18 protein-coding genes are annotated in these 23,837 nt (G+C 62.4%); 10 read left to right on the forward strand and 8 right to left on the reverse strand.

Features of this window, described 5'->3' with window-relative positions; all coding sequences use genetic code 11:
• Window positions 1-35: 35 nt before the first annotated feature.
• The 5 genes from ACQZAB_RS04605 to ACQZAB_RS04625 are packed head-to-tail and all read right to left on the reverse strand — an operon-like array spanning window position 36 to window position 7,710.
• Window positions 36-2,039 carry an ABC transporter permease gene (locus ACQZAB_RS04605; RefSeq protein ID WP_428387496.1) on the reverse strand — a complete coding sequence of 668 codons (2,004 nt, stop codon included), beginning with the start codon at window positions 2,037-2,039 and terminating at the stop codon, window positions 36-38.
• A gap of 22 nt (window positions 2,040-2,061) precedes the next feature.
• The gene (locus ACQZAB_RS04610; protein WP_428387498.1) at window positions 2,062-3,351 is read right to left on the reverse strand and encodes an ABC transporter ATP-binding protein; all 1,290 of its coding nucleotides are present in this window, start codon (window positions 3,349-3,351) and stop codon (window positions 2,062-2,064) included.
• A gap of 9 nt (window positions 3,352-3,360) precedes the next feature.
• The gene (locus tag ACQZAB_RS04615; RefSeq protein ID WP_428387500.1) at window positions 3,361-4,686 is read right to left on the reverse strand and encodes an SPFH domain-containing protein; all 1,326 of its coding nucleotides are present in this window, start codon (window positions 4,684-4,686) and stop codon (window positions 3,361-3,363) included.
• A 3-nt stretch (window positions 4,687-4,689) separates the two neighbouring features.
• Window positions 4,690-5,589, reverse strand: a complete 900-nt coding sequence (hflC, locus tag ACQZAB_RS04620) for a protease modulator HflC (RefSeq protein ID WP_428387502.1) — start codon at window positions 5,587-5,589, stop codon at window positions 4,690-4,692.
• A 51-nt stretch (window positions 5,590-5,640) separates the two neighbouring features.
• Entirely contained in the window at window positions 5,641-7,710 is a 2,070-nt protein-coding gene (locus ACQZAB_RS04625) for an SPFH domain-containing protein (protein ID WP_428387504.1), read from the reverse strand.
• A 195-nt stretch (window positions 7,711-7,905) separates the two neighbouring features.
• Here ACQZAB_RS04625 and ACQZAB_RS04630 point away from each other — a divergent pair, with 195 nt between their 5' ends.
• Entirely contained in the window at window positions 7,906-8,973 is a 1,068-nt protein-coding gene (locus tag ACQZAB_RS04630) for an ABC transporter permease (RefSeq protein WP_428387506.1), read from the forward strand.
• A 220-nt stretch (window positions 8,974-9,193) separates the two neighbouring features.
• Here the strand turns inward: ACQZAB_RS04630 and ACQZAB_RS04635 are convergent, their stop codons facing one another.
• On the reverse strand, window positions 9,194-11,203 hold the full coding sequence (locus ACQZAB_RS04635; protein ID WP_428387508.1) for a heavy metal translocating P-type ATPase: 2,010 nt from the start codon (window positions 11,201-11,203) through the stop codon (window positions 9,194-9,196).
• Between the two features lie 381 nt (window positions 11,204-11,584).
• Entirely contained in the window at window positions 11,585-12,655 is a 1,071-nt protein-coding gene (locus tag ACQZAB_RS04640; RefSeq protein ID WP_428387510.1) for an L-threonylcarbamoyladenylate synthase, read from the reverse strand.
• A 139-nt stretch (window positions 12,656-12,794) separates the two neighbouring features.
• On the opposite strand from ACQZAB_RS04640, the gene ACQZAB_RS04645 reads away from it, so the two are divergent.
• The 8 genes from ACQZAB_RS04645 (at window position 12,795) to ACQZAB_RS04680 (ending at window position 21,533) form a co-directional block, all read left to right on the forward strand.
• Window positions 12,795-13,868, forward strand: a complete 1,074-nt coding sequence (locus tag ACQZAB_RS04645) for a diguanylate cyclase (RefSeq protein WP_428387512.1) — start codon at window positions 12,795-12,797, stop codon at window positions 13,866-13,868.
• A gap of 218 nt (window positions 13,869-14,086) precedes the next feature.
• The gene (locus ACQZAB_RS04650) at window positions 14,087-14,635 is read left to right on the forward strand and encodes a chemotaxis protein CheW (protein WP_428387514.1); all 549 of its coding nucleotides are present in this window, start codon (window positions 14,087-14,089) and stop codon (window positions 14,633-14,635) included.
• Between the two features lie 74 nt (window positions 14,636-14,709).
• Window positions 14,710-15,555, forward strand: a complete 846-nt coding sequence (locus ACQZAB_RS04655) for a CheR family methyltransferase (protein ID WP_428387516.1) — start codon at window positions 14,710-14,712, stop codon at window positions 15,553-15,555.
• A 30-nt stretch (window positions 15,556-15,585) separates the two neighbouring features.
• Complete coding sequence (locus tag ACQZAB_RS04660; RefSeq protein WP_428387518.1) at window positions 15,586-17,961, forward strand: chemotaxis protein CheA; 2,376 nt, start codon at window positions 15,586-15,588, stop codon at window positions 17,959-17,961.
• Window positions 17,962-18,012: 51 nt separating this feature from the next.
• Entirely contained in the window at window positions 18,013-18,459 is a 447-nt protein-coding gene (locus ACQZAB_RS04665) for a chemotaxis protein CheX (protein ID WP_428387521.1), read from the forward strand.
• Between the two features lie 107 nt (window positions 18,460-18,566).
• Entirely contained in the window at window positions 18,567-18,938 is a 372-nt protein-coding gene (locus ACQZAB_RS04670) for a response regulator (protein WP_428387522.1), read from the forward strand.
• Between the two features lie 26 nt (window positions 18,939-18,964).
• Window positions 18,965-20,431 carry a DUF342 domain-containing protein gene (locus ACQZAB_RS04675; protein WP_428387524.1) on the forward strand — a complete coding sequence of 489 codons (1,467 nt, stop codon included), beginning with the start codon at window positions 18,965-18,967 and terminating at the stop codon, window positions 20,429-20,431.
• A 25-nt stretch (window positions 20,432-20,456) separates the two neighbouring features.
• A complete protein-coding gene (locus ACQZAB_RS04680) occupies window positions 20,457-21,533 on the forward strand; it encodes a protein-glutamate methylesterase/protein-glutamine glutaminase (RefSeq protein WP_428387526.1) in 1,077 nt (358 codons plus the stop codon).
• 19 nt (window positions 21,534-21,552) lie between these two features.
• Here the strand turns inward: ACQZAB_RS04680 and ACQZAB_RS04685 are convergent, their stop codons facing one another.
• Window positions 21,553-22,605 (reverse strand): ParB/RepB/Spo0J family partition protein, encoded by a 1,053-nt coding sequence (locus ACQZAB_RS04685; RefSeq protein WP_428387528.1) that lies wholly within the window; start codon window positions 22,603-22,605, stop codon window positions 21,553-21,555.
• A gap of 182 nt (window positions 22,606-22,787) precedes the next feature.
• Between ACQZAB_RS04685 and ACQZAB_RS04690 the strand changes: the two genes are divergently transcribed.
• On the forward strand, window positions 22,788-23,594 hold the full coding sequence (locus tag ACQZAB_RS04690; RefSeq protein WP_428387530.1) for a sensor histidine kinase: 807 nt from the start codon (window positions 22,788-22,790) through the stop codon (window positions 23,592-23,594).
• Window positions 23,595-23,837 lie beyond the last annotated feature (243 nt).

Raw genomic sequence — 23,837 nt, forward strand, 5'->3', positions numbered from 1 at the left:
TACGATTGTTTCGAGGATAGAGTTCGGTGGTGTGGCTAGACGATGACCTCGGCGGGTTCGCGTTTGGATAGTAGGAGGTAACCGATGAGGTAGATGACGGCGGTCCAGATGCCTGCGACCCAGAGTAAGGCGCTAAGAACGGTCATCCAGGAGATGTAGAGGCCTTTGGCGATGGACTCGGTGGCGGTGTATTCATGGAAGGAGGGGACGAGGAGCATGAAAGCTCTGCCGATGCCACGGATGACGACTTTGGCGGCGTCGACGATTTCGCCCTGGGTGAGCATGGTGAAGAAGGTGCTGGGGTACCAGGCGATGACTTCGAGGGTGCTGGCGGAGGAGGGTGGTCGGTCGCCGAACCAGGTGAGGGATTCGTCGAGGAAGGCGGAGCCGGAGGCACCGGCGAAGATGAGTATGGCGAGGAGGCAGGCGACGGGGAAGCCGAGGAAGGAGGCGGCGGCGAGGCCGGCCATGGCGAGGAAGGCGAGTCGGGTCCAGAGCAGGAGGGAGGCTCGGAAGAAGTTGTTTTCGAAGGTGTCGACACGGTAGAGGAGTTGCATGCCGTCGGCGGGGTTGAAGCTGATGGAGGGCTGGCCCGGGGTTGAGTTGATGAGTTGGATGCGGAGGACGCCCTGGTCGTCGATGACGGAGGTGGGGATGTCGAGGACGTGGTGTGTGTCCTCGGAGAGGGTGATGCGGCCGTCGGGGAAGACGCGATCGATATAAGGCCGGTTGTTGAGGCGCATGCGGAGTTCGACCATGCCGTTGGGGACCTGTCCGGCGGCGTTGGGTTCGATGCGGAGTTGGATGTTGCCGCCTAGGGCTTTGGCTTCGCGGAGGTTGTCGAAGGTGTAGGTCTGGCTGTTGCGTGGTGCGATGGAGAGCCAGTCGGCGATGGCGATGAGGCGGATCTGCTCGACGGCGGTGGGTGAGAGCCGGTCGATGGGGTCGTCGAGGTCGCCGTAGGTATCGGGTTGTTCGAGGCGGAGTCGCTGGACCTGCTGGAGGAAGCGTGCGTTGAGTTCGTCGGCGGAGGCCATCTGGGGTTCGATGGCGATGCGTGCGGCGAGGACCTGGGTGTCGACGCCTGCGCGGTCGGCGGGGTCGATGGCGCGTTGGGCGGCGACGACGGTGGTGAAGGCGTAGATGCCTCCCGAGGCGACGGCGACGAGTAGGGCGTTGAGCATGACGATGCCGAGCCATTTGCCGAGGAGGTATTGCCAGCGGGCGACGGGCTTGGTGAGGGTGAGGAAGATCTGTTTCTGGCTGAACTCGGTGGCGACGGAGCCGACGGCGAGGAAGATGGTGAGGAGGCTGAGTAGGCCGGAGGCGGCGATCATGGACCAGCTGAGGAAGGAGGCGACGCGGTATTCGAGTCGCTCGGCGGGGTCCATGATGAGGGGGAGGGCGGGGACGAGGAGTAGGAGGAGGATGAGGAAGACGAGGGGGACGCGCATGCGGACCGACTCGTCGATGAGGGTTCGGGCGATGCCGAGGATGGGGTGTCCGGGTCGGAGGAGGAATCGGATGAGGCGCATGCCGAGGACGTAGGCGAGTCCCATGACGTAGACGCCGACGGCGAGGGTGACGCCTGGGATCCAGCCGAAGAGCAGGCAGGCCTGGACGGCGATCCATGTGAGGGCGGCGGAGCCGACGTAGGCGGTGATGGTGGCGACGAGGTGGAGGTTGCGGAAGTAGAAGCAGGCGGCGGTGAAGATGACGAGTCCGAGGCAGAGGCCGATGAGGCTGATGAGGTTGCCGGTTTCGGCGAAGCCCTGGAGTCCGAGGATGAGGGAGGTGAGGGAGCCGGCCCAGGCGACGAGGGTGGCGATGGCGAAGAGGCCGGAGTAGGTGCCGTAGCTGTCGCGGGGGTGCTTGAGGTAGTTGATGATGAGGACGACGAGTGAGGCAAGGGTGAGAGCGATGCCGACGATGACGCCTGGCAGGAGATAGCCAAAGTAGGCGAGACCGAAGACGGCGACGAGGGCCGTGAGGATGAGGCCGACGGCGGCCTGGAGGAGTTGTTCTGGCAGTCGTTTCACGGTCGCGCGTCCTCAGGAAGCCTTACGAGGAAGGGCGATCCTGGTTCGGGTTGGGTTTTTCGATCAGGTCGTCGATGAGGGATTCGTCGATGTCGTTGTCGGTGGCCGGTTTGGCGGTCTGATCGTCGTGTGGCTGAGCTTCGGCTCGGGGTTGTTTGGCGGGCGGGTCGAGTTTTTCGAGGAGGGTGTCGAGGACTTCGGTGGCCTCTTCCATCTCGGGGTCGGCGGGGGGTGGCGGGGGGACGACCTGGACGCCTTTGGGTTCGGGTGCGGCGACGGGCTCGGGGGGTGTGTCTGGAGTTTTGACGAGCTGTTCGATCATCGCCTGGGTGTCGTCGGTGTCTTCGTCGGTTTGGCCGGTGGCGAGGAAGCCGGTGATGGCTGCGCCGGAGCGGGCGCCGGAGGTGGCGAGGCCTTCGCTTTCGGCCTGCTTAACGATGTCGAGGAAGAGTTGTTCGAGGGTGTTGCGTGGCTGTCGGACGGCGTCGATGGCCTTGCCGTGGTGGCGGAGGGTTTCTTCGAGTGCCTGGATTTCGGCTTCGGAGAGGTGGGCGGTTTCGACGGTGGTTTTGCCGGAGTCTTCGAGGAGCTGGTCGACAGGTCCGTTGGCCCGGACCTTCCCGCCAAACATGATAGAGACGCGGTCGCAGACGGACTCGACATCGGCGAGGAGGTGCGAGCAGAGGATGACGGTTTTGCCGCGTTCCTTGAGCTTGAGGAGAACTCGTTTGACGTCGGCGGTGGCGATGGGGTCCATGCCGGTGGTGGGTTCGTCGAGGATGAGGATGTCGGGGTCGTTGACGAGTGCTTGGGCGAGGCCGATTTTTCGCTGCATGCCCTTGGAGAACTCGCCGACGGGTCGTCGTTCGGCGTGGGTGAGTCCGACGAGTTCGAGGAGGGTGTCGACGCGGGTTTGTCGCTGGCGTCCGTTGAGGCCGAAGAGTCGGGCGTAGTACTCGAGGGTTTCGCGTGCGGTGAGGAAGCGGTAGAGGTAGGACTCCTCAGGGAGGTAGCCGATGGATTTTTTGACGGCGACGTCTTCGGGGTGTTTGCCGAGGACGGCGATCTGGCCGGAGCTCGGGCGGAGCAGGCCGAGGATCATCTTGATGGTGGTGGATTTGCCGGAGCCGTTGGGTCCGAGGAGACCGAAGACTTCGCCTCGGTAGACGTCGAGGTTGATGGCGTCGACGGCTTTGACGCGGTCGCGGAGCCAGAAGTCTTTGAAGGTTTTGGAGAGGTCGATGCAGCGGATGACCGCTTCGGCTGCTCGTTGCCCCTGGGCGATATCGGTTTGTGTGGAGGTGGCGGTCATGGGTTGATCCTAGCGCACGCCCTGGAACTCGTTGGCCTGGGCGTCGATGGCCTGGATGCGTTGTTCGTCGATGCGTCGCTGGACGTCGGGGTCGCGGTTGACTTGGATGCGGATCTGTCCTGGGGCGAGGTAGAAGGCTTCGTTGGACTCGCCGGAGAGGATGTCTCGTCGGGCGGCTTCGCGGATGCGGTTTTCGACGATGGTGGGGTTGGTGCGGTGCTCGGCGAGGATGGATTCGAAGCGTCGGACTTCGGAGCGGATGGCTTCGACTTCCTGGGTTCGGAAGGTGGCGGCGGTGTTGATGATGGATCGGACCTCGCCAACGATGGGGAGCCCGCCGAACTCATCGGGGAGCATCTGGTTGGTGAGGGCGGTATCGAGCTGGTCCTGGAGGAGGTCGACTTCGTCGGTGTCGCCTGCTGTCTGGGCGAACTCGTAGGCCTGGATGAGGTCGAAGAGTCCGTCGGCGCCGGGGCCGGCGGTGTCGCGGAGGATCTGGGTGGCTTCCTGGCGTGCCTGGTTGATGAGGTTGGCGCGTTCGGACTCGGCGTCGTTGACCTCGCGGTAGGCGGCGAGGACGGAGAGGGGCATGGTGGTTCGGCTGGCGGCGAGGGTGGTGATCTCGATGCCGGTTTCGAGTTCGGCGAGGGTGTCCTGGGCGATGCGTCGGGCGCGGTTCTGGTTGATGCGTCCGCGGACGGCGTCGTCGGCGTTGATTTCGGCGACGGCCTGGATGATGGCGGACTCGACGGCGGAGCGGACGAGTTCGTCGGCTTTGTCGGTGTCGCCGACGTTGGTGACGTAGTGGATGGGGTCGTTGGGTCCGTCGCCTATGCGGTAGCCGATTTCGAACTGTGCGTGGACGATGTTGGCATCGCCTGTGATGAGGGCTCCGTCACGTTCGGGGTTGAGGGGGCCGGCGCCGGCGGCCATGTCGTCGAGGGTGCGTCCCTGGTTGGCCTCGGTGACCTCGAACCAGAAGGGTTCGTTGATGCTGATGGTTCGCGGGGCGGTGGGGATCATGATCTTGTCTTCGATCGGGTAGGGCCAGCCGAGGTGCCAGCCGGGTCCGTAGACCTGCTGGCCGGGTTCGCCGGCGATCTTTCCGAAGAAGAGGCGTACGGCCTTTTGCTGCTCCTGGACCTGGAAGGTGCCGGAGAAGGCGTAGAAGGCGACGAGGATGACCATGATGAAGGAGAGCAGTCGGAAGGAGACGCGGAGGGCGTCGGCGAGCGACTGCTGCGCGGCGTCTTCTTCCTGGCGGTCCTGGGGGTGTGGCTCGGGCTGGTAGGGGGTGGCCTCGGGCCCGGGTGTTTTGGGGTGTTCTTCGGTCATGGTTTACTGCTGCTCCTCGGCGTTGAGGAGTGAGCTGGCGCCGAGTTGTTCGGCGTTGAGGAGGAACTTGGTGTTGTTGGCAAGGATCTCGCGGAGGGATTCCATGGTGTTGAGGAAGATGGCGAGTTCTTCGTTCTGGGCGAAGGCTTCGTAGTAGGAGGCGGCTTCCTGGAGGCCTTCGGAGCGGATGCCCTCGGCGCGTCGCTGGGCGAAGGCGAGGATGCGGTCGCGTGCTGACTCGGCGTCGGAGCGGATGGTGGAGGCGCGGGCACGGCCTTCGGCGCGGGCTTTCTCGGCGAGTGCCTGGCGGGTGGTGCGCATGCGCTCGAAGACTTTTTCGGTGGTTGACTCGGGGAGGGTGAGGCGTCGGAAGGAGACGCGTTCGATGGCGATGCCGTAGTCGAGTCCGGCGAGTTTGTTGCGGAGTTCCTGGGCGGCGGCGTCCTCGATCTCGCCGAGGGCGAGTTGTGCGGGGTCGTTGTTCACGAGCTGGTCGAAGCGGTACTGGCTGACGACGGCGGTGAGCTCGCGGATGAGAGGGTTGAGCTGTTCTTCGGCCTGCTCGACGGTGCGGAGGCTGCGGAAGAAGGCGAGGGGGTCTTCGATGCGCCAGACGAGGTCGGTCTTGACGATGACGGCGTAGCCATCGGCGGTCTGGAACTCTTCGAGCTGGTCTTCGAGGACCTGGAGCTTGGTGGAGAACTTGTAGACGCGGTTGACGGGGATGGGCCACTTGAAGCGGATGCCGGGGTCGCGGACGACGTCGTTTTCCTCATCGACAACGCGGTCGAAGAAGGTGACTACGGCGACTTCGTCGTAGCGGACGGAGTAGCTGAAGGTGTAGATCAGCAGCACGATGACGACGACTGCGGCGATGATGATGGTGTTGAGGTGTTTGGTCATGGCTGTTTGTTTTGCTCTTTGGCTATGTGGCTTTAGAGATAATGGATTGGTTTAGTTGCCCAGGATGGATTCGAGCCCTGTGCGGGTTTCCTGGAGGTCGAGTTGGATGACGCGTGCGTTGGCTTCTGCCTCGGCATCGGGGTCGGTAAGGACGATCTTGGGTCGGTCCTGGAGGGACTCGGTGAGTGCTTCGTAGTAGCGGCGGGCTTTGAAGTAGTCGGGGGCCCGGGAGTAGGCTTCGAGTTCAGCGGGGAACTGCTCGGCCTTGGCGCGTTCTTCGATGGCGTATTGCCAGCGGAAAGCGCGGGCTTGAGCGATGCGTTGGGCGGCTTCGCCGCCGGCTTCGGAGACGAGTTGTTCGATAAGTGCTTCCTGAAGGGCGATCTCGGGGCCGAGGTTGGCGCCGTTGGCGGCCTGGAGGCGGAGGGATTCGAGCTCGGCAATGGCTTCGCTGATTTCGAGGGCCTGCTCACGGGAGCCGGCGACTTCGGCGAGGGTGGTGATGGCGTCGCGGTTGGCGCGGTTGACCTCGGAGAGGCTTTCCTGGAGGGCGTCGATCTGGTCGTGGAAGCTCTGGGCGACTTCACCCTTTTGTGGTGGGTGCATGCTGATGATGGAGACGGAAAGGACCTCGACGCCAAGCCCTGAGGCTTCGGCTTCGGACTGGATGCTGCCTCGGAGTCTTCTGGAGGATTCGATGCGGTCGGCACGTAGGAGGTCGTCGATCTGGCGGGTGGCGAAGTACTGGTTCATCTGCCGGCTCGAGATCGCTGTAAAGAGGCGGTCGGGGTCATCGGCGGAGGTGATGAAATCGAGCAGGCCGTCGTTGGGGTTGATGCGGTATTTGACGATCACATCGCCGCCGATGAGCTCGCCGGCTGCGACGTCTTCGCTTTCGGGTTGATCGGGGAAGCGGGAGGGCGCCGTAACCAGGAAGTCTTCATCACCCATGATGTGGTCGTTGGTCCAGAGTATGGCGGCGTCCTCGATGCGTTCGTAGCCCTCGGCGGAGCCGATGCGTAGGGCGTTGACGCGGTAGACGTCGTAGCGGTCGATGGTGCTGATGGGCCAGGGGGCTTTGAAGTGGAGGCCGGCGTTGAGGACGCCGCGGTCGCGGTCGAGGGCGCCGAAGGTGATGATGACGGCCTGCTGGTGGGGCTGGACGACGACGATGCTGGTCATGGCGAGGAGGACGGCGATGCCGGTGAGGAACATCGGCGTGACGAGGCGCATGACCTGCTGATAGGCCTGGGATCGGGAGAGGTCGAAGCCGAACTGGTAGGCGATGGTTTCGGAGACGATCTTGCCGATGGACTCGGGGCTGGACATCCAGCCGAGAAGTCGGGAGTCGAAGCCGGGGCGGCGGAACTGTCCGGGGCGCTTGGGCTGGTAGAGGGCGAGGGTGAGGTTGGCGACCATCTCCAGGCCGACGAGGGTGGTGATGGCGGGGATGGCGAGAGCGAGCCATTCGAAGGCGGGTTCGAGGCCGAGGAGGTGGGCGACGGCGGCGATGATGGCGAGGATCGTCAGGAAGACGATGCCCATGAGAGCGCTGGCGCCGCCTCGGAGTGCCTGGTACTCGTCGGTGCGGGTCATGCCGGATAGGAATCGGCCGACGAGGAAGGTGATGAAGGCAATGGTGGCGAGGAGGATGATGAGGAGCCCGCTGTGGACATCGGGTCGGATCCAGGGCTCGATGGCGTCGTTGGCGACGCGGAGGTAGTGGTTGTAGAGGAGTGCCGGCCCGACGATGAGCATGAGGCTGGCGGTGAAGATTGATGCGATCGTCAGGCCCCATTTGTTGAGCCAGTCGAGACGCTGTCGGGCGAGTTGGAGGTTTGCGCCGGCCTCTTCGAAGAGTGCGGCGGCGCGGACATCGGCGCGGGAGAGGCGTTCTGCTTCGAGGGCCTCTTCCTGTTCCAGACGCTGCTGGTAGAAGAGGAGTATGAGGGTGATCCAGATGGGTAGGCCGGTGGCGGCGTGCCAGGTGAGGGCGGTGATGGCGCCGGCCTGGGCGTAGAGGCCGAGGAGGCCGAAGGCGGCGAAAAGGGCTGCCTGGGTGCAGAGGCCTGTGATGGCGGCGTTGGTGGCGCGTCGGTAGGTCAGTGCGTCTTTAGCCATGATCTTTTGGACGATCCTTGTGGGCGTCGGGTTCGGTCCTGGTTGCCGGCGGGCGATTTTGTCGTTTTGGGTGTCGGTTGCTGGCGGGGATTGTAGTCTCCGCGGCGATGGATGCCGAGCTAAGTCGTTGCGATGCGTATGATAGTCGCGAAGTGCGGGTTGTCTCTGGTGGTTTAGACCCGGAAGGGCCTCTTGATGTTCCAGCAGTTCTGGTCGATTGCGTTGAACACGTTCGCTGAGGCGGTGCGTCAGCCGATTTATGTGGTGATCACGCTGGTGGGCATTCTGCTGCTGGTGATCAACCCGATGCTGGCTGCGTACACGCTAGAGAACGACAACAAGCTGATGATCGATCTGGGGCTGTCGACGGTGCTGCTGGCGGGGCTGTTTTTGTCGGCTTTCTCGGCGACGGGGGTGCTGGCGACGGAGATCGAGAATCGGACCGTCCTGACCGTGGTGAGCAAGCCGGTGAGTCGACCGGTGTTCGTTTTGGGCAAGTTTTTTGGGGTCACGGGAGCGATTGGTCTGGCGTTTGGGATTCTTGCGGCGGTTTTTGTGCTGACGATTCGGCATCGGGTGATGCAGACGGCTCGGGATGACTTTGATCTGCCGGTGATTCTGTTTGGCGTGGGGGCGTTGCTGGTTTCGCTGGGGGTGGCGACGGTTGGTAACTATCTGTACCGATGGGTGTTCACGTCGGTGTTGATGAAGATGCTGGCGGTGACGCTGGCGGCGGCGTTTTTGCTGGTCCTGGTGATCGGTAAGGATTGGACGCTGCAGGCGCCCTGGCATGATCTGACGGAGCATGACGGGGAGTTGGGGCAGACGCTGGCGGGGTTGATTCTGGTTTTCCAGGGGGTGCTGGTGATTGCGGCGGTGGCGGTGGCGGCATCGACGCGGCTGGGTCAGGTGATGACGCTTTTGATTTGCTTCGGGGTGCTGGTTTTGGGGGTGACGGCGGGGTTTTTATCGGGCTGGGTGGATCAGCAGGTGCGTGTGCCGGTGGGGTATGGGACGTGGGCGACGTTCGGCGCGATTTTTGAGGCGGATGCGGCGGCGGGGGTGAAGGCGGTTTATCTCGGGGTGAAGGGGATGTATCTGATGTTGCCGAACTATCAGTTCTTCTGGCCGGCGGATGCGATCACGCAGGGGAATCCGTTCACGGCGGCGTATATCGGGAGCGTGGTCGCGTATGGGATGTTGTATGTGGGGGTGATTCTTGGGTTGGCGGTGGCGTTGTTTCAGACGCGTGAGGTTGGGTGAGGGTAGATGGCTTGCGGGAGGTGTCTTGGCGTGGCAGCTACGGGGGGATTGTCCTGAGGCTTGCGTTTCAGGCTCGTGTTTGGGAATCGAGCATCGTTTGGGTGCGACTTGTTTGCGGTGACAGCCCGCGGTGCCGGAAATGACTGGATGGGTGGTTAGGTGCAAGGCACCCCGGGCTCCCGCCCGGGGCTCGTGTGCGGATGCTGGGACGGGTTTGGGATCAGGCGGGGGCGAGGCCGGGTGGGGTTGTGGTGGGTTGTGGGGCGGGGGCTGAGGCTTTGACCTGCTTGAGGGCTTTGGCTTCCATTTCTTCGATTTCTTCGCCGCAGCGGACGAGGCGGGCGGAGTTGAAGATGACGACGAGGGAGCTGACGACGTGGAGGATGGCGGCGATGATGGGGCTGACGTAGCCGGCGGCGGCGAGGGCGAGGAAGATGATGATGAATCCGCCCCCCAGGGCGACGTTCTGGAGGACGACGGCGTGGGTTCTGCGGGAGAGGTCGATGAGGAAGGGGATGCGGTTGAGGTTGTTGTTGTTGATGACGATGGAGGCGGAGTGGATGGCGACGTCGGAGCCGGCGGCGCCCATGGCGATGGAGATATCGCCGGCTGCGAGGGCGGGGGCGTCGTTGACGCCGTCGCCGACCATCGCGACCTGGTGACCGCGGGCTTTGAGGTTGTCGACGAGTTCGAGCTTCTGGCCGGGAAGAACTTCTGCCTGGTATTCGGTGCTGAGTTGGGCGGCGACTCGTTTGGCGACGGACTCGCGGTCGCCGGTGCACATGACCATGCGCTTGATGCCGAGGTTGCGGAGCCAGTCGACGGCGTGTGAGGCTTCGGGCCGGGTGTTGTCGGCGAGTCCGATCCAGCCGAGGAACTGGCCGTTCTTGACGACGCAGAGGACGGAGAGGCCTTCGGTTTCGGGGCTTTGGGCGATGGCGGCGGCCTGATTGCGGGCGTGGTCGTCGATCTGCTCGGTGGCGAGCCATGAGCTTCGGCCGACGAGAACCCAGCCGTCGGTGAGTTGGGCGCGGACGCCTTTGCCGGCGACTTCCTGGAAGTCCTGGGGTTCTTCGAGGTTGAGGCGGGCTTTGCGGGCGACGCCAAAGACGGCGCGGGCAACTGGGTGTCGTGAGTTCTGTTCGGCGGTGGCGGCGGCACGGAGGAGGTCGACGCCTTCGACGCCTTCGGCGGGTGCGAGGCGCGAGACCTGGAGGGCACCGGTGGTGAGGGTGCCGGTCTTGTCGAAGATGACGGAGGTGAGTCCGCGGGCGGCTTCGAGGTTGACGACGGATTTCACCAAGACACCCAGGCGTGCGGCGGCGGAAAGCGCGGCGACCATGGCGGTGGGTGTGGCGAGGATGAGGGCGCAGGGGCAGGCGATGACGAGCATGGCGACGGCCCGCTGGGCGGCTTCGGTGGGGTTGGTCTGGCTGGTGAAGAACCAGACGATGAAGACGAGCATGAGGACGGTGGGTGTGTACCAGGAGGCGTAGCGGTCGATCATCCTCATGAAGGGGGCCTTGGTCTGTTCGGCCTGGAGGATCATTTCCTTGACGCGTCCGAGGGTGGTTTCTTCACCTGCGGAGGCCACGCGGATTTCCATGACGCCGGTGAGGTTGATGGTGCCGGAGAAGACTTCGTCGCCCTCGGCTTTCTCGGCGGGGATGGATTCACCGGTGATGTTGGCCTGGTCGATGGTGGAGGCGCCCTTGAAGATGACGCCATCGGCGGGGATGTTGTCGCCCGGGCGGACGCGGACGATGTCGCCTGGGAGCAGTGCGGCGGCGTCGACTTCCCGTTCCTGGCCGTCGACGATTTTGTGGGCGCGGGTGGGTGTGATTTTGACGAGTTCCTCGATCGATTTCTGAGCGCCGAGGGCGGTTCGGTTTTCGATGAGGACGGAGATAATCATGAAGAAGGCGATCGCGCCGGCTTCGATGTATTCGCCGAGGGCGAAGGCGGCGAGCACGGCGAGGGCGACGAGCTCGTTCATGTGCATGTGGCCGTGGAGGATTTCCTTGACGGCGGTGTAGATCAGGGGTCCGGCGAGGAGGATGGTGGCGGCGGCGGCGACCATCTTGGCGGTGTCCTGGTTGTCGTAGAGTTGGGAGGCGATGAACGCGGCGATGAGGAGCGTTCCGCCAAGGAGTGTGAGGATGATCTGGAAGCCGAGGCGTCCGCCTTGGGCGTCGAGATGGAACTGGTCTTTAACGAAGTCGTGTGCCATGCGGGCATGATAGCCCGAGGTTTGTGTAATTGGGATGGGGTTGGCGTTGGTGGTTTGTAAACGACAACCGCCGGCCTGTTGGAGGTCGGCGGTTGGTATTGGTTGGGTGGAAGGCCGGGCCGTTGGCGAGTGAAAGAATCAGAGAGGGTTTGGGCTGTCGGGAAGACGAACTTGGCCGCGATGCTTTCCAGGTCCCAGATTGTCAAAGTGCCCCTCAGGATCCGTCCGCCCGTCGTTTTTGGGCTGCGGGCCGGGCCATGGCTGAGGGGTCCGGTGAGAGCCGTTTTTGTGTTCGGCTCTGGAGATAAGGATACAAGAGTCTTTTGCCTTGTCAAGCTGATTGGGTGGGTTGTGGAGAAGTTTTTTGGGGTGTTGGATGGGTCAGACCGTTGGGTGCGATGCTCGGCGGAGGCGGTCGGCGATGGCGGGGGCGATGCCGGTTGATTGGCTGGTGGTCTGGGCGACGATGAGGTCGAGTTGGAGGCTGTCGAGTTCGCGGAGGGCGGCGAAGAGACGGGTGGCGGCGAGGTTGAGGTCGCTTTCGGGGGAGAGGCAGCGGGTGGTGGTCCAGGGGTGAGCGTTTTCGGCGTCTGGATCGGGGGTGAGGGTCAGCAAGGCTGCCCCCCCCACTTTTGCCCCCCCCACTTTTTGCCCCCCCTTCTCACGGGCTGTTGTCGGGTCTGGTGGTCTTGATGCCTGGCGGATGGCGTCTGGTGTCGGGGGCTGATCTATATACAACAACACCGGGGTTCTGGGTGCGTAATGGCGGGGCGACTGGCCGGGGGCGGATTGGGGGGTCGCGGGGTTATCGGACGGTGATGGGCGTTGGAGGGGGCCGGTGATGGCTTCGATGGTTTCGATCGAGAGCCCGCCTGGACGGAGGAGGGTGGGTTGGGTGGTCGCCAGGGAGATGACGGTGGATTCGAGGCCTGTGGTGGTGGGTCCGGCGTCGAGGATGAGGGTGGGCTTGTCGGGGAGTTCATCGGCGACGTGCTGGGCGGTGGTGGGGCTGATGCCGGTGAAGCGGTTGGCGGAGGGTGCGGCGAGTGGGCCGATGCGTTGGATGAGTTCGCGGGGGACGGGGTGGTCGGGGCAGCGGAGGGCGACGGTGGGTGTGCCGGCGGTGACGATGTCGGGGACGAGGGGTTTTTTGGGGAGGACGAGGGTGAGGGGTCCGGGCCAGAAGGCGTCGGCGAGTTGTTGGGCGGTGTCGGGCCAGTCGGCGGCGAGGTCGGGTGCGGTGTCGGCGGTGTGGATGTGGACGATCAGGGGGTCGAAGCGCGGGCGGTTTTTGATGGCGAAGATCCGGGCGACGGCTTCTGGATTGAGGGCGTCGGCGGCGAGGCCGTAGACAGTTTCGGTGGGGATGGCGACGGTCTGGGCGTCGCGGAGGAGGCGGGTGGCTTGAGCGAGGCTTTCGGTTTTGGGTGGCTGGATGCGGCTGGGGCTCATGGGCATCAGGGTACCGCGGGGGCGGCCTTTATCGGATGGGGGTTGTGGGTTGAGGGTGTGGTTAACCATTGATGGTTGAGTCGGGGTTGGATCCGGCCGATGTGGTGCTTATCTGACCGACTTCTGGTGTGGAGCATCTATGGATCGGCTTGGCGTACTACGACACACGGCGGCTGCCTGCCCGGTGAGCTGGCGGGTGTTGGTGGTTGAATCGGACGCGGCGGAAGCTGAGCGGCTGATCGGTTATCTGGAGGGGGTGCGGCCTAACTGGGTTATTGAGCACCTTGAACGGTTGGCGGATGCTGTCGATCTTGAGGACGAGCCGGATGTGATCGTGGCGGCGGCGACGCTTATTGATGGGAGCGGGTTGGATCTAGCGGAGTCGTGGCGGGATCGGGGGCTTGAGGTGCCGGTGATCATTCTGGGGGCGAATGAGGAGACGGAGCGGGCTTCGGAGGCGATTCGCCGAGGGGCCTATGATTTTGTGGTGCGGACCGAGCATCTGGCGGAGCTGCTGCCGACGATCATCGAGAAGAATCTGGAGATGCACCGGATTCGGGAGGACAACCTGAATCTTCAGGCGCAACTGCAGATGACGCTGACGCAGATGCGTCACAAGAATCAGCAGCTTGAGGATGCGGTGAGCAAGCTGGAGACGGTGGCGGCGACGGACCCTTTGACGGGTCTGGCGAATCGGCGGGCGTTGGCGGAGGCGCTGGATCGCGGGGTGGCGGAGGCGCAGCGTTATGGGCGTGATCTGGCTTGTCTGATGATGGACCTGGATGGGTTTAAGGAATTGAATGACTCGGCGGGGCATGCGTTCGGGGATCTGATTCTGCGGGAGCTTTCGCGGGTGCTTCAGGCGAACTGTCGGCGGTCGGACTGTGCCGGGCGGATGGGTGGGGATGAGTTTGTGCTGTTGATGCCTGAGACGGACCTGGGTACGGCTCGGACGGCGGCGGAGCGGATTCGTGAGGAGTTTGAGGTGGCCAGTCGGGCGCAGTTGCTGCGTCACGGGCAGTCGGGGTCGTCGAGTGTGAGTGTGGGCTTGGCGACGCTAAACGAGTCGGGTTGCCAGAGCGGGGAGGCATTGCTGGCGAAGGCGGATGCGGATCTGTATGCGTACAAGCGGAAGCATCGGGTGAATCGGAAGCGGGGTCGGGCGGAGGCGTCGGGGATGACGTTTCGGCTGGTTGATGATTCCGAGGGCTAGCGGGGTGTGATTATTGGTCGTGTTTCTAGGGGGGGCGGGCTAACGGCGCTTTCTGCTGGTGCTGATGAGGGTCGTGTTAGCTGGCGGGTCGTTTTGGTTGTCTTGAAAGCGTGGGTTGGTGGTGATGGTACTCAAGGGTGGGGTTGGCTTGGCCGACGTTAGAGCGGTGCACCGCTGGGTTAGCGGTTGAACGGAACGCTATCGGACGGAGGCCCAAGATGGCAGCGACAGAAGAACAGAGCAACGAACTGGCACAGAAGATTGCGGAGGCGGAGATCGATGGTAAGGCCAACGGTGTGGATGGCGAGCTGCTTCAGCTCGTGAGCTTTGTGGTGGGTGAAGAGGAGTATGCGGTTTCGATCCTGAGTGTTCAGGAGATCAACAGGATGATGCAGATCACCCAGGTGCCGCAGAGTCCGTCTTATGTGGAGGGTGTGATCAATCTACGGGGGAAGATCATTCCGGTGATCGATCTTCGCAAGCGTTTCGGGATGCCGGTGCTCGAGAACACGGCGGACGCGCGGATCATCGTGGTTGAGGTGTCGAATCGTGTGATTGGTTTCACAGTGGACAGTGTGAACGAGGTGCTGCGTATCAGCTCGGACATCGTAGAGCCGGCGCCTTCGCTGGCGACGTGTGTGTCGAGTGATTACGTGCAGGGCGTGGGCAAGTTGCAGGATCGGCTGCTGATTCTGCTGGACCTCGAGAAGCTGTTTGATGACGAGGAGCTGAGCAACCTGGACCAGGCCACGAAGCGTGCGGCGTGATGTGATTTGAGGGTTGATGTACCGGCGTTAGCCGGAGGTGATTGATTCTGTCTTGACGATCTGAAGGAGAGCCGATGCCAGCTGGAGCGACCCTGAAACTGAGTGACTCGCAGTTCGAGCAGTTGCGGAAGATTGTTTATGACCGCGCGGGTATTCACTTTCAGGAGAGCAAGAAGTACGTGCTTGAGAGCCGGCTGTCGCGTCGGGTGGAGGAGCTGGAGTTCACGGATTTCGATCAGTATCTGATGTTCCTGACGGCGGGTCCGTATCAGACGGACGAGTTTCAGGAGATGTTCAATCGGATCACGATCAACGAGACGAGCTTCTTCCGGAACGATGCGCAGCTGGAGGTGTTTGAGAAGCGTGTGCTGCCTCAGGTGCTGGAAGCGCGGAATACGAAGAAGCAGCTGAGGATCTGGTCAGCGGCGTGCTCGAGCGGGGAGGAGCCTTACACGCTGGCGATTCAGCTGCATCGGTCGCTTGGTGTGCGGTTGGCTGACTGGAAGATTGAGATCCTCGGGACGGACATCAGCGAGAAGGTGCTGATGACGGCGACGCAGGGCGTTTACAACAACTACGCGATCCGGTCGATGGATCCGTTGGTGTTGTCGCGTTACTTCACCAAGGAGGGTGAGAACCACGTGATTGATCCTGAGGTGAAGTCGCTGGTTCACTTCGAGAAGCTGAACCTGAAGGACACGTTCGCGGCAAAGCGTTTCGGGACGTTTGATGTGATCTTCTGCCGGAACGTGATGATCTATTTTGATGATGAGATGCGCACGCGTGTGGTGAAGACGTTCCACGATCAGCTGGCTGATGACGGGACGCTTTTCATTGGGCACAGCGAGACGCTTCGGAGTTTGGACGTGGCTTTTACGCCGATGCAGGAACCGCAGGCGTTTGCCTATACAAAGTCCTGAATGGGTATCAGGGAAAGAGAGTAACGCACGATGGATGGTGTTGATCCGAGTTTACTGCAGGACTTCCTGACCGAGTCGGGCGAGCTGATTGATCAGCTTGACAGCGATCTCGTGAAGCTGGAGACGGCGGATGAGGTTGAGCAGAAGGAGCTGCTGAACAGTTGTTTCCGTGCATTGCATACGATTAAGGGTGCGGCGAGCTTTCTGAATCTGGAGAGCATCATTCGGTTTGCGCACGCGCCTGAGGATGCGTTGAATCGGATGCGTAAGGGCGAGATTCCGGTCACGGATGTGACGATGGACGTGCTGCTTCAGAGTGCGGATGTGGTTCGTCGGATGATTGATGATCTTGGTCAGGGCCGGGAGGTTGAGCCTGCTCCGGAGCCGTTGATGGCGTCGATCAAGGAATTGGTTGATGCGCCTGCGTCGGCGGGATTGGCTGAAGCGGCGGCGGAGCCGTTGGCTGTGGCGGTTGCTGAGGAAGTGGTTGCAGCTGGTGATGGTGCATCGGGTGGGGGTACGGCGACGAAGCCGTTGACGCTCGGCGAGCAGAAGCTGGACCTGCTGGACTTCATGGTGACGGACCTGAAGGAGACGGTAGAGCAGCTTGATGAGGCGGTGGCGGGTCTGGGTAATGATGCGACGCGGGCCGATGCGGCGGAGCACCTGGTCGAGATTGGTGACAGTCTGGTGAAGACGGCGGCCTTCTTTGAGCTGGATGATCTGAGCAGGCTGGTGTCGTCCTTGTTCGAGAAGGCCGAGAAGTTCAAGTCGCTGGAGGGTGCGGCTGTCGACGAGGTGATGGTGCGTGTGCGTGCCATCGCGTGGCTGGTTGAGCGGTCGGCGGAGGCGCTGACGAATCGTCGGGCGCTGGACATGGATGTTGATGGCCTGGTGCTTCGGCTCAAGGCACTGGCGGATGGGGAGGCGATTGAGGACGTGGTCGCTGGGAAGCACGGCGGGGAGGTGAAGGCGCTGCTGCTGCTTGATGGCGTGCTCACGGAGGCTCAGTATGGCGAGCTCTCGGGCGATGCGGTGGCGGAGGTTGAGTCTGCGATTTCGGCTGTGACGGAGAATCTGTCCGAGGTGGCGGCGGCGGTGGATTCGGCTGCGCTAACGGAGGCGGCTGCTGCGTCGGCACCGGCCAAGGCTCCAGAGGCTGCGGGTGGCAAGAGCGAGCCGGCGCGTGCGGCGGCGAAGCCTGTTGCGGAGCAGACGATTCGTGTGGAGGTGGGGCGGCTGGAGTCGCTGTTGAACCTCGTGGGTCAGCTGGTGCTCAACAAGAACCGGTTGCTGGGCCTTACGCGAACGATTCGTGACAGCGGGGTCCCGCAGGAGTTGGCGGAGAACTTTGCTGGTGCTTCGGGTGAGTTGGATCAGCTGATGGGCGAGTTGCAGATGGGTGTGATGCGGACCCGGATGCAGCCGCTGGCGAAGCTGTTTGATCGTTACCCGCGGGTTATTCGGGATGTGGCTCGGACGACTGGCAAGAAGATCCGGCTCGATATTGAGGGCAAGGACACCGAGGTCGACAAGAGTGTGCTGGAGCAGTTGTCTGACCCGCTGGTGCATATTCTGCGGAACTCGGCGGACCACGGCGTGGAATCGATCGAGGACCGGAAGGCGCAGGGCAAGCCGGAGGAGGGTGTGATTCGGCTGGTGGCCGAGCATCAGGGCAGCCATGTGCGGATTGCGATTATCGATGATGGGAAGGGTCTGGACCGGGAGGTACTGGGTGCCAAGGCTGTCGAGCGCGGACTGGTGACTGAGGACGCGTTGGCGACGATGGAAGATGAGGACGTGTTTCGTTTCATCTTCCAGGCAGGCTTCTCGACGGCGAAGGCGGTGAGTGATCTGTCGGGTCGTGGGGTGGGGATGGATGTGGTTCGGACGAACGTTGAGAAGATCAACGGGACCATCAACATCAGCTCGAAGAAGGGTGAGGGGACGACGATGGAGATCCTGATTCCGCTGACGGTGGCGATCATGCCAGCGATGGTGACGGGGGTTGGCGGTCATCTGTATGCGATTCCGCTTCAGAGCATCGTTGAGATCGTGCGGCCGGACGAGCATGGTCGTCACACGGTGAAGGGCCAGGAGGTGATTCGTCTGCGGGATACGGTTCTGCCGTTGATCGACATGGTGGATTGCCTGGGCGAGCGTCGGTCGGATGACGCGGGTCGGTTCGCGGTGGTGATTGGTGTTGGCAATCAGCGAGCGGGGCTGCTGGTTGATCGGCTGGTGGGGCAGCAGGAGATTGTGATCAAGCCTTTGGATGATGGCTACACCCAGGGTGGGCCGTTTAGTGGCGCGACGATTCAGGAGGATGGCGAGGTGAGCCTGATTCTGGATGTGGCGCAGGTGCTTCGATACCAGAAACCGGTTTTGGAACAGATGGCGGCCTGAGCGGTCATAACCAAGGAGACAGGTGTGGATTCTTCATCGATTACCCCTTTTGTGACATCGACCACGAATGTGTTTGAGACGATGCTTCAGCTTCCGGTTGAGATCGGGAAGCCTGGCATCAAGAAGGAGCCGGAGCCGACGCATGACGTGTCGGGGATCATCGGTCTTTCGGGCGACATCGAGGGTCTGGTGGTTGTGAGTTTTCCTACGGCGACGGCCGAGCGGATTGTGAGTCTGTTCACGGGCGAGAGCCTGGACGCCTCGAACCCGGATTTTGCGGATGCGGTTGGTGAGTTGGTGAACATGATTTCCGGTGGTGCGAAGGCGCAGTTTGAGGGTCGATCGATCTCGATCTCTGTGCCTTCGGTGGTGGTCGGGAGCGGCCATACGATCTTCGGCAAGTCGGACATGACTGGCGTGACGATTCCGTGCAGTTGTGACGTTGGCGAGTTCAGTGTGGAGGTCTCGATGAAGCAGTGGGTGGCTGCAGCTGCCTGAGTGAGCTCTCTCGGAATGGATGTTGAAGGCGGCCGGTCGGGCTGCTGGCTGACGACAATTATCTCACCCCCCCTGCTGAGGCAGACGGGTATCAGGAGTCAAGAACGATGAAGGTCATGTTGGTTGATGATTCGAAGACGATGCGCAATATCCAGAAGGGCATTCTGGCCCAGCTGGGCTACAGCGAGATCGAAGAGGCGGCGGACGGTCTGGATGCGTTATCCAAGGTTGGCGCTTTTCAGCCGGAGCTGCTGCTGGTTGACTGGAACATGCCGAACATGGATGGTCTGACGTTCGTGAAGAAGTACCGGGAGCAGGGCCACAAGACGCCGATCATCATGGTGACGACCGAGGCGGAGAAGACGCGTGTGGTCGAGGCGATCAAGGCTGGCGTCAACAATTACGTGGTGAAGCCGTTTACGCCTGACGTGCTGAGCGGTCGTATTGCGGAGACGCTCGAGCGCACCAAGGCGGCTTGATGAGCTGAGCCGTTTGGAGGGCTGTCGTGTCGGGTGCAGATCGAGAGCGCGATGTTCATGTCCGCGTGGCGAGTGATCGCATGAGCGCGACGCTGAAGGTGCCCCGTGGTTTTGACCCGGTGCATCTGACTGTGGATTACGTGGAGCAGGCGGCGGTTGGTCAGGGCGTATCGGTGGACGAGGCCGTGCGTGCGGAGATACGTTCGGTCATTGATGAGCGGAACGGTCGGGATGAGATGGTGGCCGAGATCGCTCACGGCATACCCGCGACTCCTGGTGAGGACGGCTGGGTGGAGTGGCTGGTGGAGGCGTCGGAGCCTGCCGAGCGCAAGGGTGAGGCACGTGAGGAAGTCGGCGGGGGTGACGAGCCGAATTCGGTCAGCTTCTATGACCGCAGTGCCTTCGTGCTTGTCGATGAGGAGCAGGTGATTGGCCGTGTTCACCCGGGCACCGAGGGCGAGGATGGTCGTGATGTATGTGGCGAGGTGGTGAAGTCGGTCCGTGGGAAGGATCTGAACTTCACCCATGATGATTCGATTGAGATTCGCGGCGGGAAGGATGTGGTTTCGCTCAAGCGTGGGGTGCTGGAGCGCAAGCCGGGGAAGGTGTGGGTTTCGACGACGCTTGAGGTCAGCGGTTATGTTGATTTTTCGACGGGCAACATTGATTTTTGTGGAGACGTAGAGATTTCGGAGGGGATTCGTGATCGGTTCACGGTGAAGGCTGAGGGGTCGGTTGAGGTTCGGGGGCTGATCGAGTCGGCGACGATTGCCTGTGGCGGTGCTCTGCTTGCCAAGGGCGGGTTTGCGGGCGGTGAGCGCGGGACTGCGGAGGTTGGTGGCGACTTGGAGGCGCGTTATCTGAATTCGGTGCGGGGTTCGGTGGCGGGTGATCTTCGGATCGGCAAGGAGCTGATTGGTTGTGATCTGACGGTGGAGGGTGGGCTGGAGGCTGAAGGCGCGACGCTGATTGGTGGCACGCTTCGATTGGTTGGCAAGGGCAGGGTGAAGGAGACGGGGTCTGTCGGGGGGATTGCGACCGTGATTGAGCTGGGGGCCCTGCCGAAGCTGGAGCCGATGGCGGAGGGTTTGGTGTCGGTGATCGAGGCGACACGTCAGCAGCTTGAGGGGCTTCGTGCGGAGAACGAGAATCTGAAGTATCTCAAGAAGCCTGACGCGGCGCAGAAGGAGCGGATGACCGAGATCATGTGCGACTTCTCGATGGCGGAGAGCAGGCTTGAAAAGGCGGAAGCGGCGCTCGAGGCTTTGCAGGCCAGGATGGATCGTGAGCGGGTGGTTGATGTGGAGGTGAGCGGGAGGATCCATCCGGCGGTGGTGGTTGGTTATCGCGGGGAGAGGCATCGTTTTCGTAACGAGGTGAAGGGCCCTGCGCGTTTGTGTCTTGATGGCTCGGGCAAGCTCGTGGTTGAGCGTGCCAGCGGGCTTACACCGATCGAGGACCTGACGGGTCTGGTGACGGCGAGAGCTGCTTAGACCGCTTGCTTAGAGAGGCTGTTCGATGATTAAGGTTGTGGTCGTTGATGACTCGTCGTTCATGCGTCGCGCGATCGGTGGGATGATTGAAGAGGCCGAGGGGCTTGAGCTGGTAGGCACTGGCAGGAACGGTGCGGAAGCGATCGAGCTGGCGAAGACGCTGAAGCCGGATGTGATGACGCTTGACATCGAGATGCCGGAGATGGATGGGCTGACGGCGCTTCGTGTGATCATGCGCGAGTGTCCGACGAAGGTGTTGATGTGCAGTTCGCTGACGACGGAGGGGTCGGTGGCGTCGCTACGTGCACTGCGGATTGGTGCGGCGAGTGTGATTGCGAAGGATCATTCGACGTTCTCGACCAAGATGGGCGAGATGAAGGACGATCTGCTTGAGCTGATTCGTGAGATCGGGCGTTCGAAGGGTCGGTTTATCGCGAAGCCTGCGGGTGGTGCGGGGGCGAAGTCGAGCGAGCCAGTAACCGGCACACCGGTGTTGCCTCGGACGATTGCACCGTTGAGTGATGTGGGTGTGGTGGCGATAGGATCGAGTACGGGTGGGCCGCCGGTGTTGGAGTCGCTGCTTGAGGGTTTGCCGGCTGATTATCCGTTTCCGATTGTGATTGCGCAGCACATGCCTGAGGTGTTCACGGCATCGATGGTGAAGCGGTTGGATGCGACGTGCAAAATTGAAGTGGTGCATGGTGACGCGGGTGAGGAGCTGCGTCCCGGGCGGGTGGTGATTGCGCATGGCGGGCACCACTACCGGGTGGCGGGTCGGCCGAGGGCTGCGCGGCTGGAGCGTGTGGAGAATGAGCGGGAGGTGTACAAGCCATCTGTTAATATCTTGCTTGAATCATGCGGCAAGGTTTATGGGTCATCGGCGCTTGGGATTGTGCTGACGGGCATTGGTCGGGATGGTGCTGAGGGGGCGAAAGTGATTAAGAGCGCGGGTGGGACGGTGCTGGCGCAGAACGAGGCCACGAGTGTGGTGTACGGGATGCCGAGGGCGGTGGTGGAGGATGGGACGGCGGTCGCGGCGATGGCGCCGGAGGAGATCCTCGCGGTGCTGTTGGCTTCGGCAGAGAAGCGAGCGGCGGCCTGAGAGGGCAGGACCTGCTTGCTTAGTCGAGGTCGGGGATGCCCAGGCGGGTGATGAGGTTGTCGAAGTCTTCGAGGGAGTTGAAGGCGAGGGTGAGGGTGCCTGCGCCTTTGCCGCCTTGGGTTTTGAGGCTGGCTTTGAGTCCGGTGTGGGTGGTGATGTGGTCTTCCATGGCGGCGAGGTGGGCGTGCCGAGCGGGAGCTTTGACGGCTGGGGCTGATTGAACCGAGTTCCCTACCTTGCGGGCTTCGGTTTCGACGCGTCGGACTGACCAGTTCTCTCTGACCGCCCTTTCGGCCAGGCTGGTCTGGAGCGTTTGGTCCTCGATGCCGGCGACGGCTCGGGCGTGGCCCATTGCGAGGCTGCCGGTGCGGACAAGGCCCTGGACGCTTTCAGCTAATTGCAGTAATCTCAGGAGGTTAGAGACGGTTGAGCGGTCAAGGCCGATGCGTTGGCCCAGCTCATCGTGGCTGATGTGGTGCTGGGTGATGAGCTGCTGGAGGGCGGTGGCGCGCTCGATGGGGTTGAGGTCTTCACGCTGTAGGTTCTCGATGAGGGCCCATTCGGCGGCCTGCTGATCTTCGAGGGTCTGGACGATGGCGGGGATGTTCTGGAGTTCGGCGAGTTGTGCGGCGCGCCAGCGTCGTTCGCCGGCGATGAGCTGGAACCGCCCTGCTGCGTCCGGGTGGTTGCGGACGAGGATGGGCTGCATGACGCCTTGGTTGCGGATGGAGGTGGCAAGCTCATTCAGACGGGCCTCGTCGAAGTGCTGGCGTGGCTGGTAGGGGTTGGGTTCGATGCTAGTGATGGACAGGTTCTGGACCCTGAGCCCGCCGTCGCCTTCTAACCCCCCTGCCGCTGTGCCCCCTTTTGCTCCAGCGGCTCCGTTGTCTGAGATTGCTTTAGGATCCGTGACTTCTGCCGGCAGGTCTGATTCGGATGCAGTACGGCTCGCGTTTGCTGGCGCTTGTGTCGCTGGCTTCGGTGGCTCGGCGGGCGCCGGATCGATCTTGACGGGCTGGCTGACGAGACTGGCTAGGCCTTTGCCGAGTCTGGTTGGTCTTTTGGCGGGCATGGGGCGTCCTCCTTGACGGCGGGTTTGTTCCACGTGGAACCATCAGACTCGCGGCGGGAGACGGTGTCAAGAGGAGCAAGGGGTTCCACGTGGAACGTTTGTAGGGGTGGCTGATGCCTGAATCCGGTAGAAAACAGGCCTGGGTGGCTGAAATCGGGGTTTCAGGGTCCGATAGCCTGTGTGTGAGTTATTCGGACCCATCACAGAACGGTCAGATTCCAAGGGGTTTTCCTTCGCTTGGGGCGGATCCCAGCGGGGGTGTTGGGGGTCAGGCCCTGGCATTTCTTGATCGAGCAGAGCGGTCGCTGGCTGAGTTGGAGGAGGCGGCAAGTCCGTGGCTGCGGGCTGAAGGGCTCGGCCTGGCGGCGGTGCTGGCGCATGAGATCAACAATCTGCTGACGCCTGTGAGCTTGTATACGGCTCGGGCGAAGCGGTCGCCTGAGGACCCGGAGTTGGGTCTGCGGGCGCTTGAGGAGGCGGAGCGGTTGGTCGAGCGGGTGGGGCGTCTGACGGAGACGGTTCTGTCGCTGGCCAAGGGGGATGAGCAGGGCGGTGAGGTGTCCTGTCTGGCGATCGAGGCTGCGAGGGAGGCGGCGGATGAGCTGCGGCCTGAGCTGGAGGGGTTGTGTCTCGATCTGAGTGGGATCGATCAGGGGCTGGTGGTGCCGATGGAGCGATCGGCGCTGGAGCGGGTGCTGGTCAACCTGGGGCGGAATGCGATCCGTGCGATGCGACGGGAAGGCACCGGATCGCGGATCGTGTTTGATGGTTCTGAAGCGGGCGGGCGGATTACGCTGAATGTGATTGATGATGGACCGGGTTTGGAGGGTGAGCTCGCGTCATCGATGTTTGAAGCCTGGTCTAGAGGGGAGGGCGGTTCGCATGGGTTGGGGTTGAGCTTGTGTCGGGAGTTGGTGGTGCGTCGGGGCGGCAGCCTGAGCTATGAAGCTGCTGAGCCGACTGGGTGTGTTTTTAGCATTACTTTTTGATTTCTTGTCTTGTGTCCAGCGGGCGTGAGCCTTGCTTTCTTTATGAGGTCTAGCTGCGGTGCTTTGCGCAGGTTTGTGTGATGCTGGTTGGCTGGGTGGATGAATCGGTTTTGGTCTGAAATACACCGGTTTCCCACGTAGTGGGGAAAAGTGTTGCAGGGTGGGGAAGGTGTCAGTAGAGTGGGGGAGATGGATCGACGACACCATCCTGTTTCAGGGCGCCAGGGAAGGCGTGATGACCTG

It is taken from the genome of Mucisphaera sp. (assembly GCF_965279675.1).
Lineage (GTDB): Bacteria > Planctomycetota > Phycisphaerae > Phycisphaerales > Phycisphaeraceae > Mucisphaera.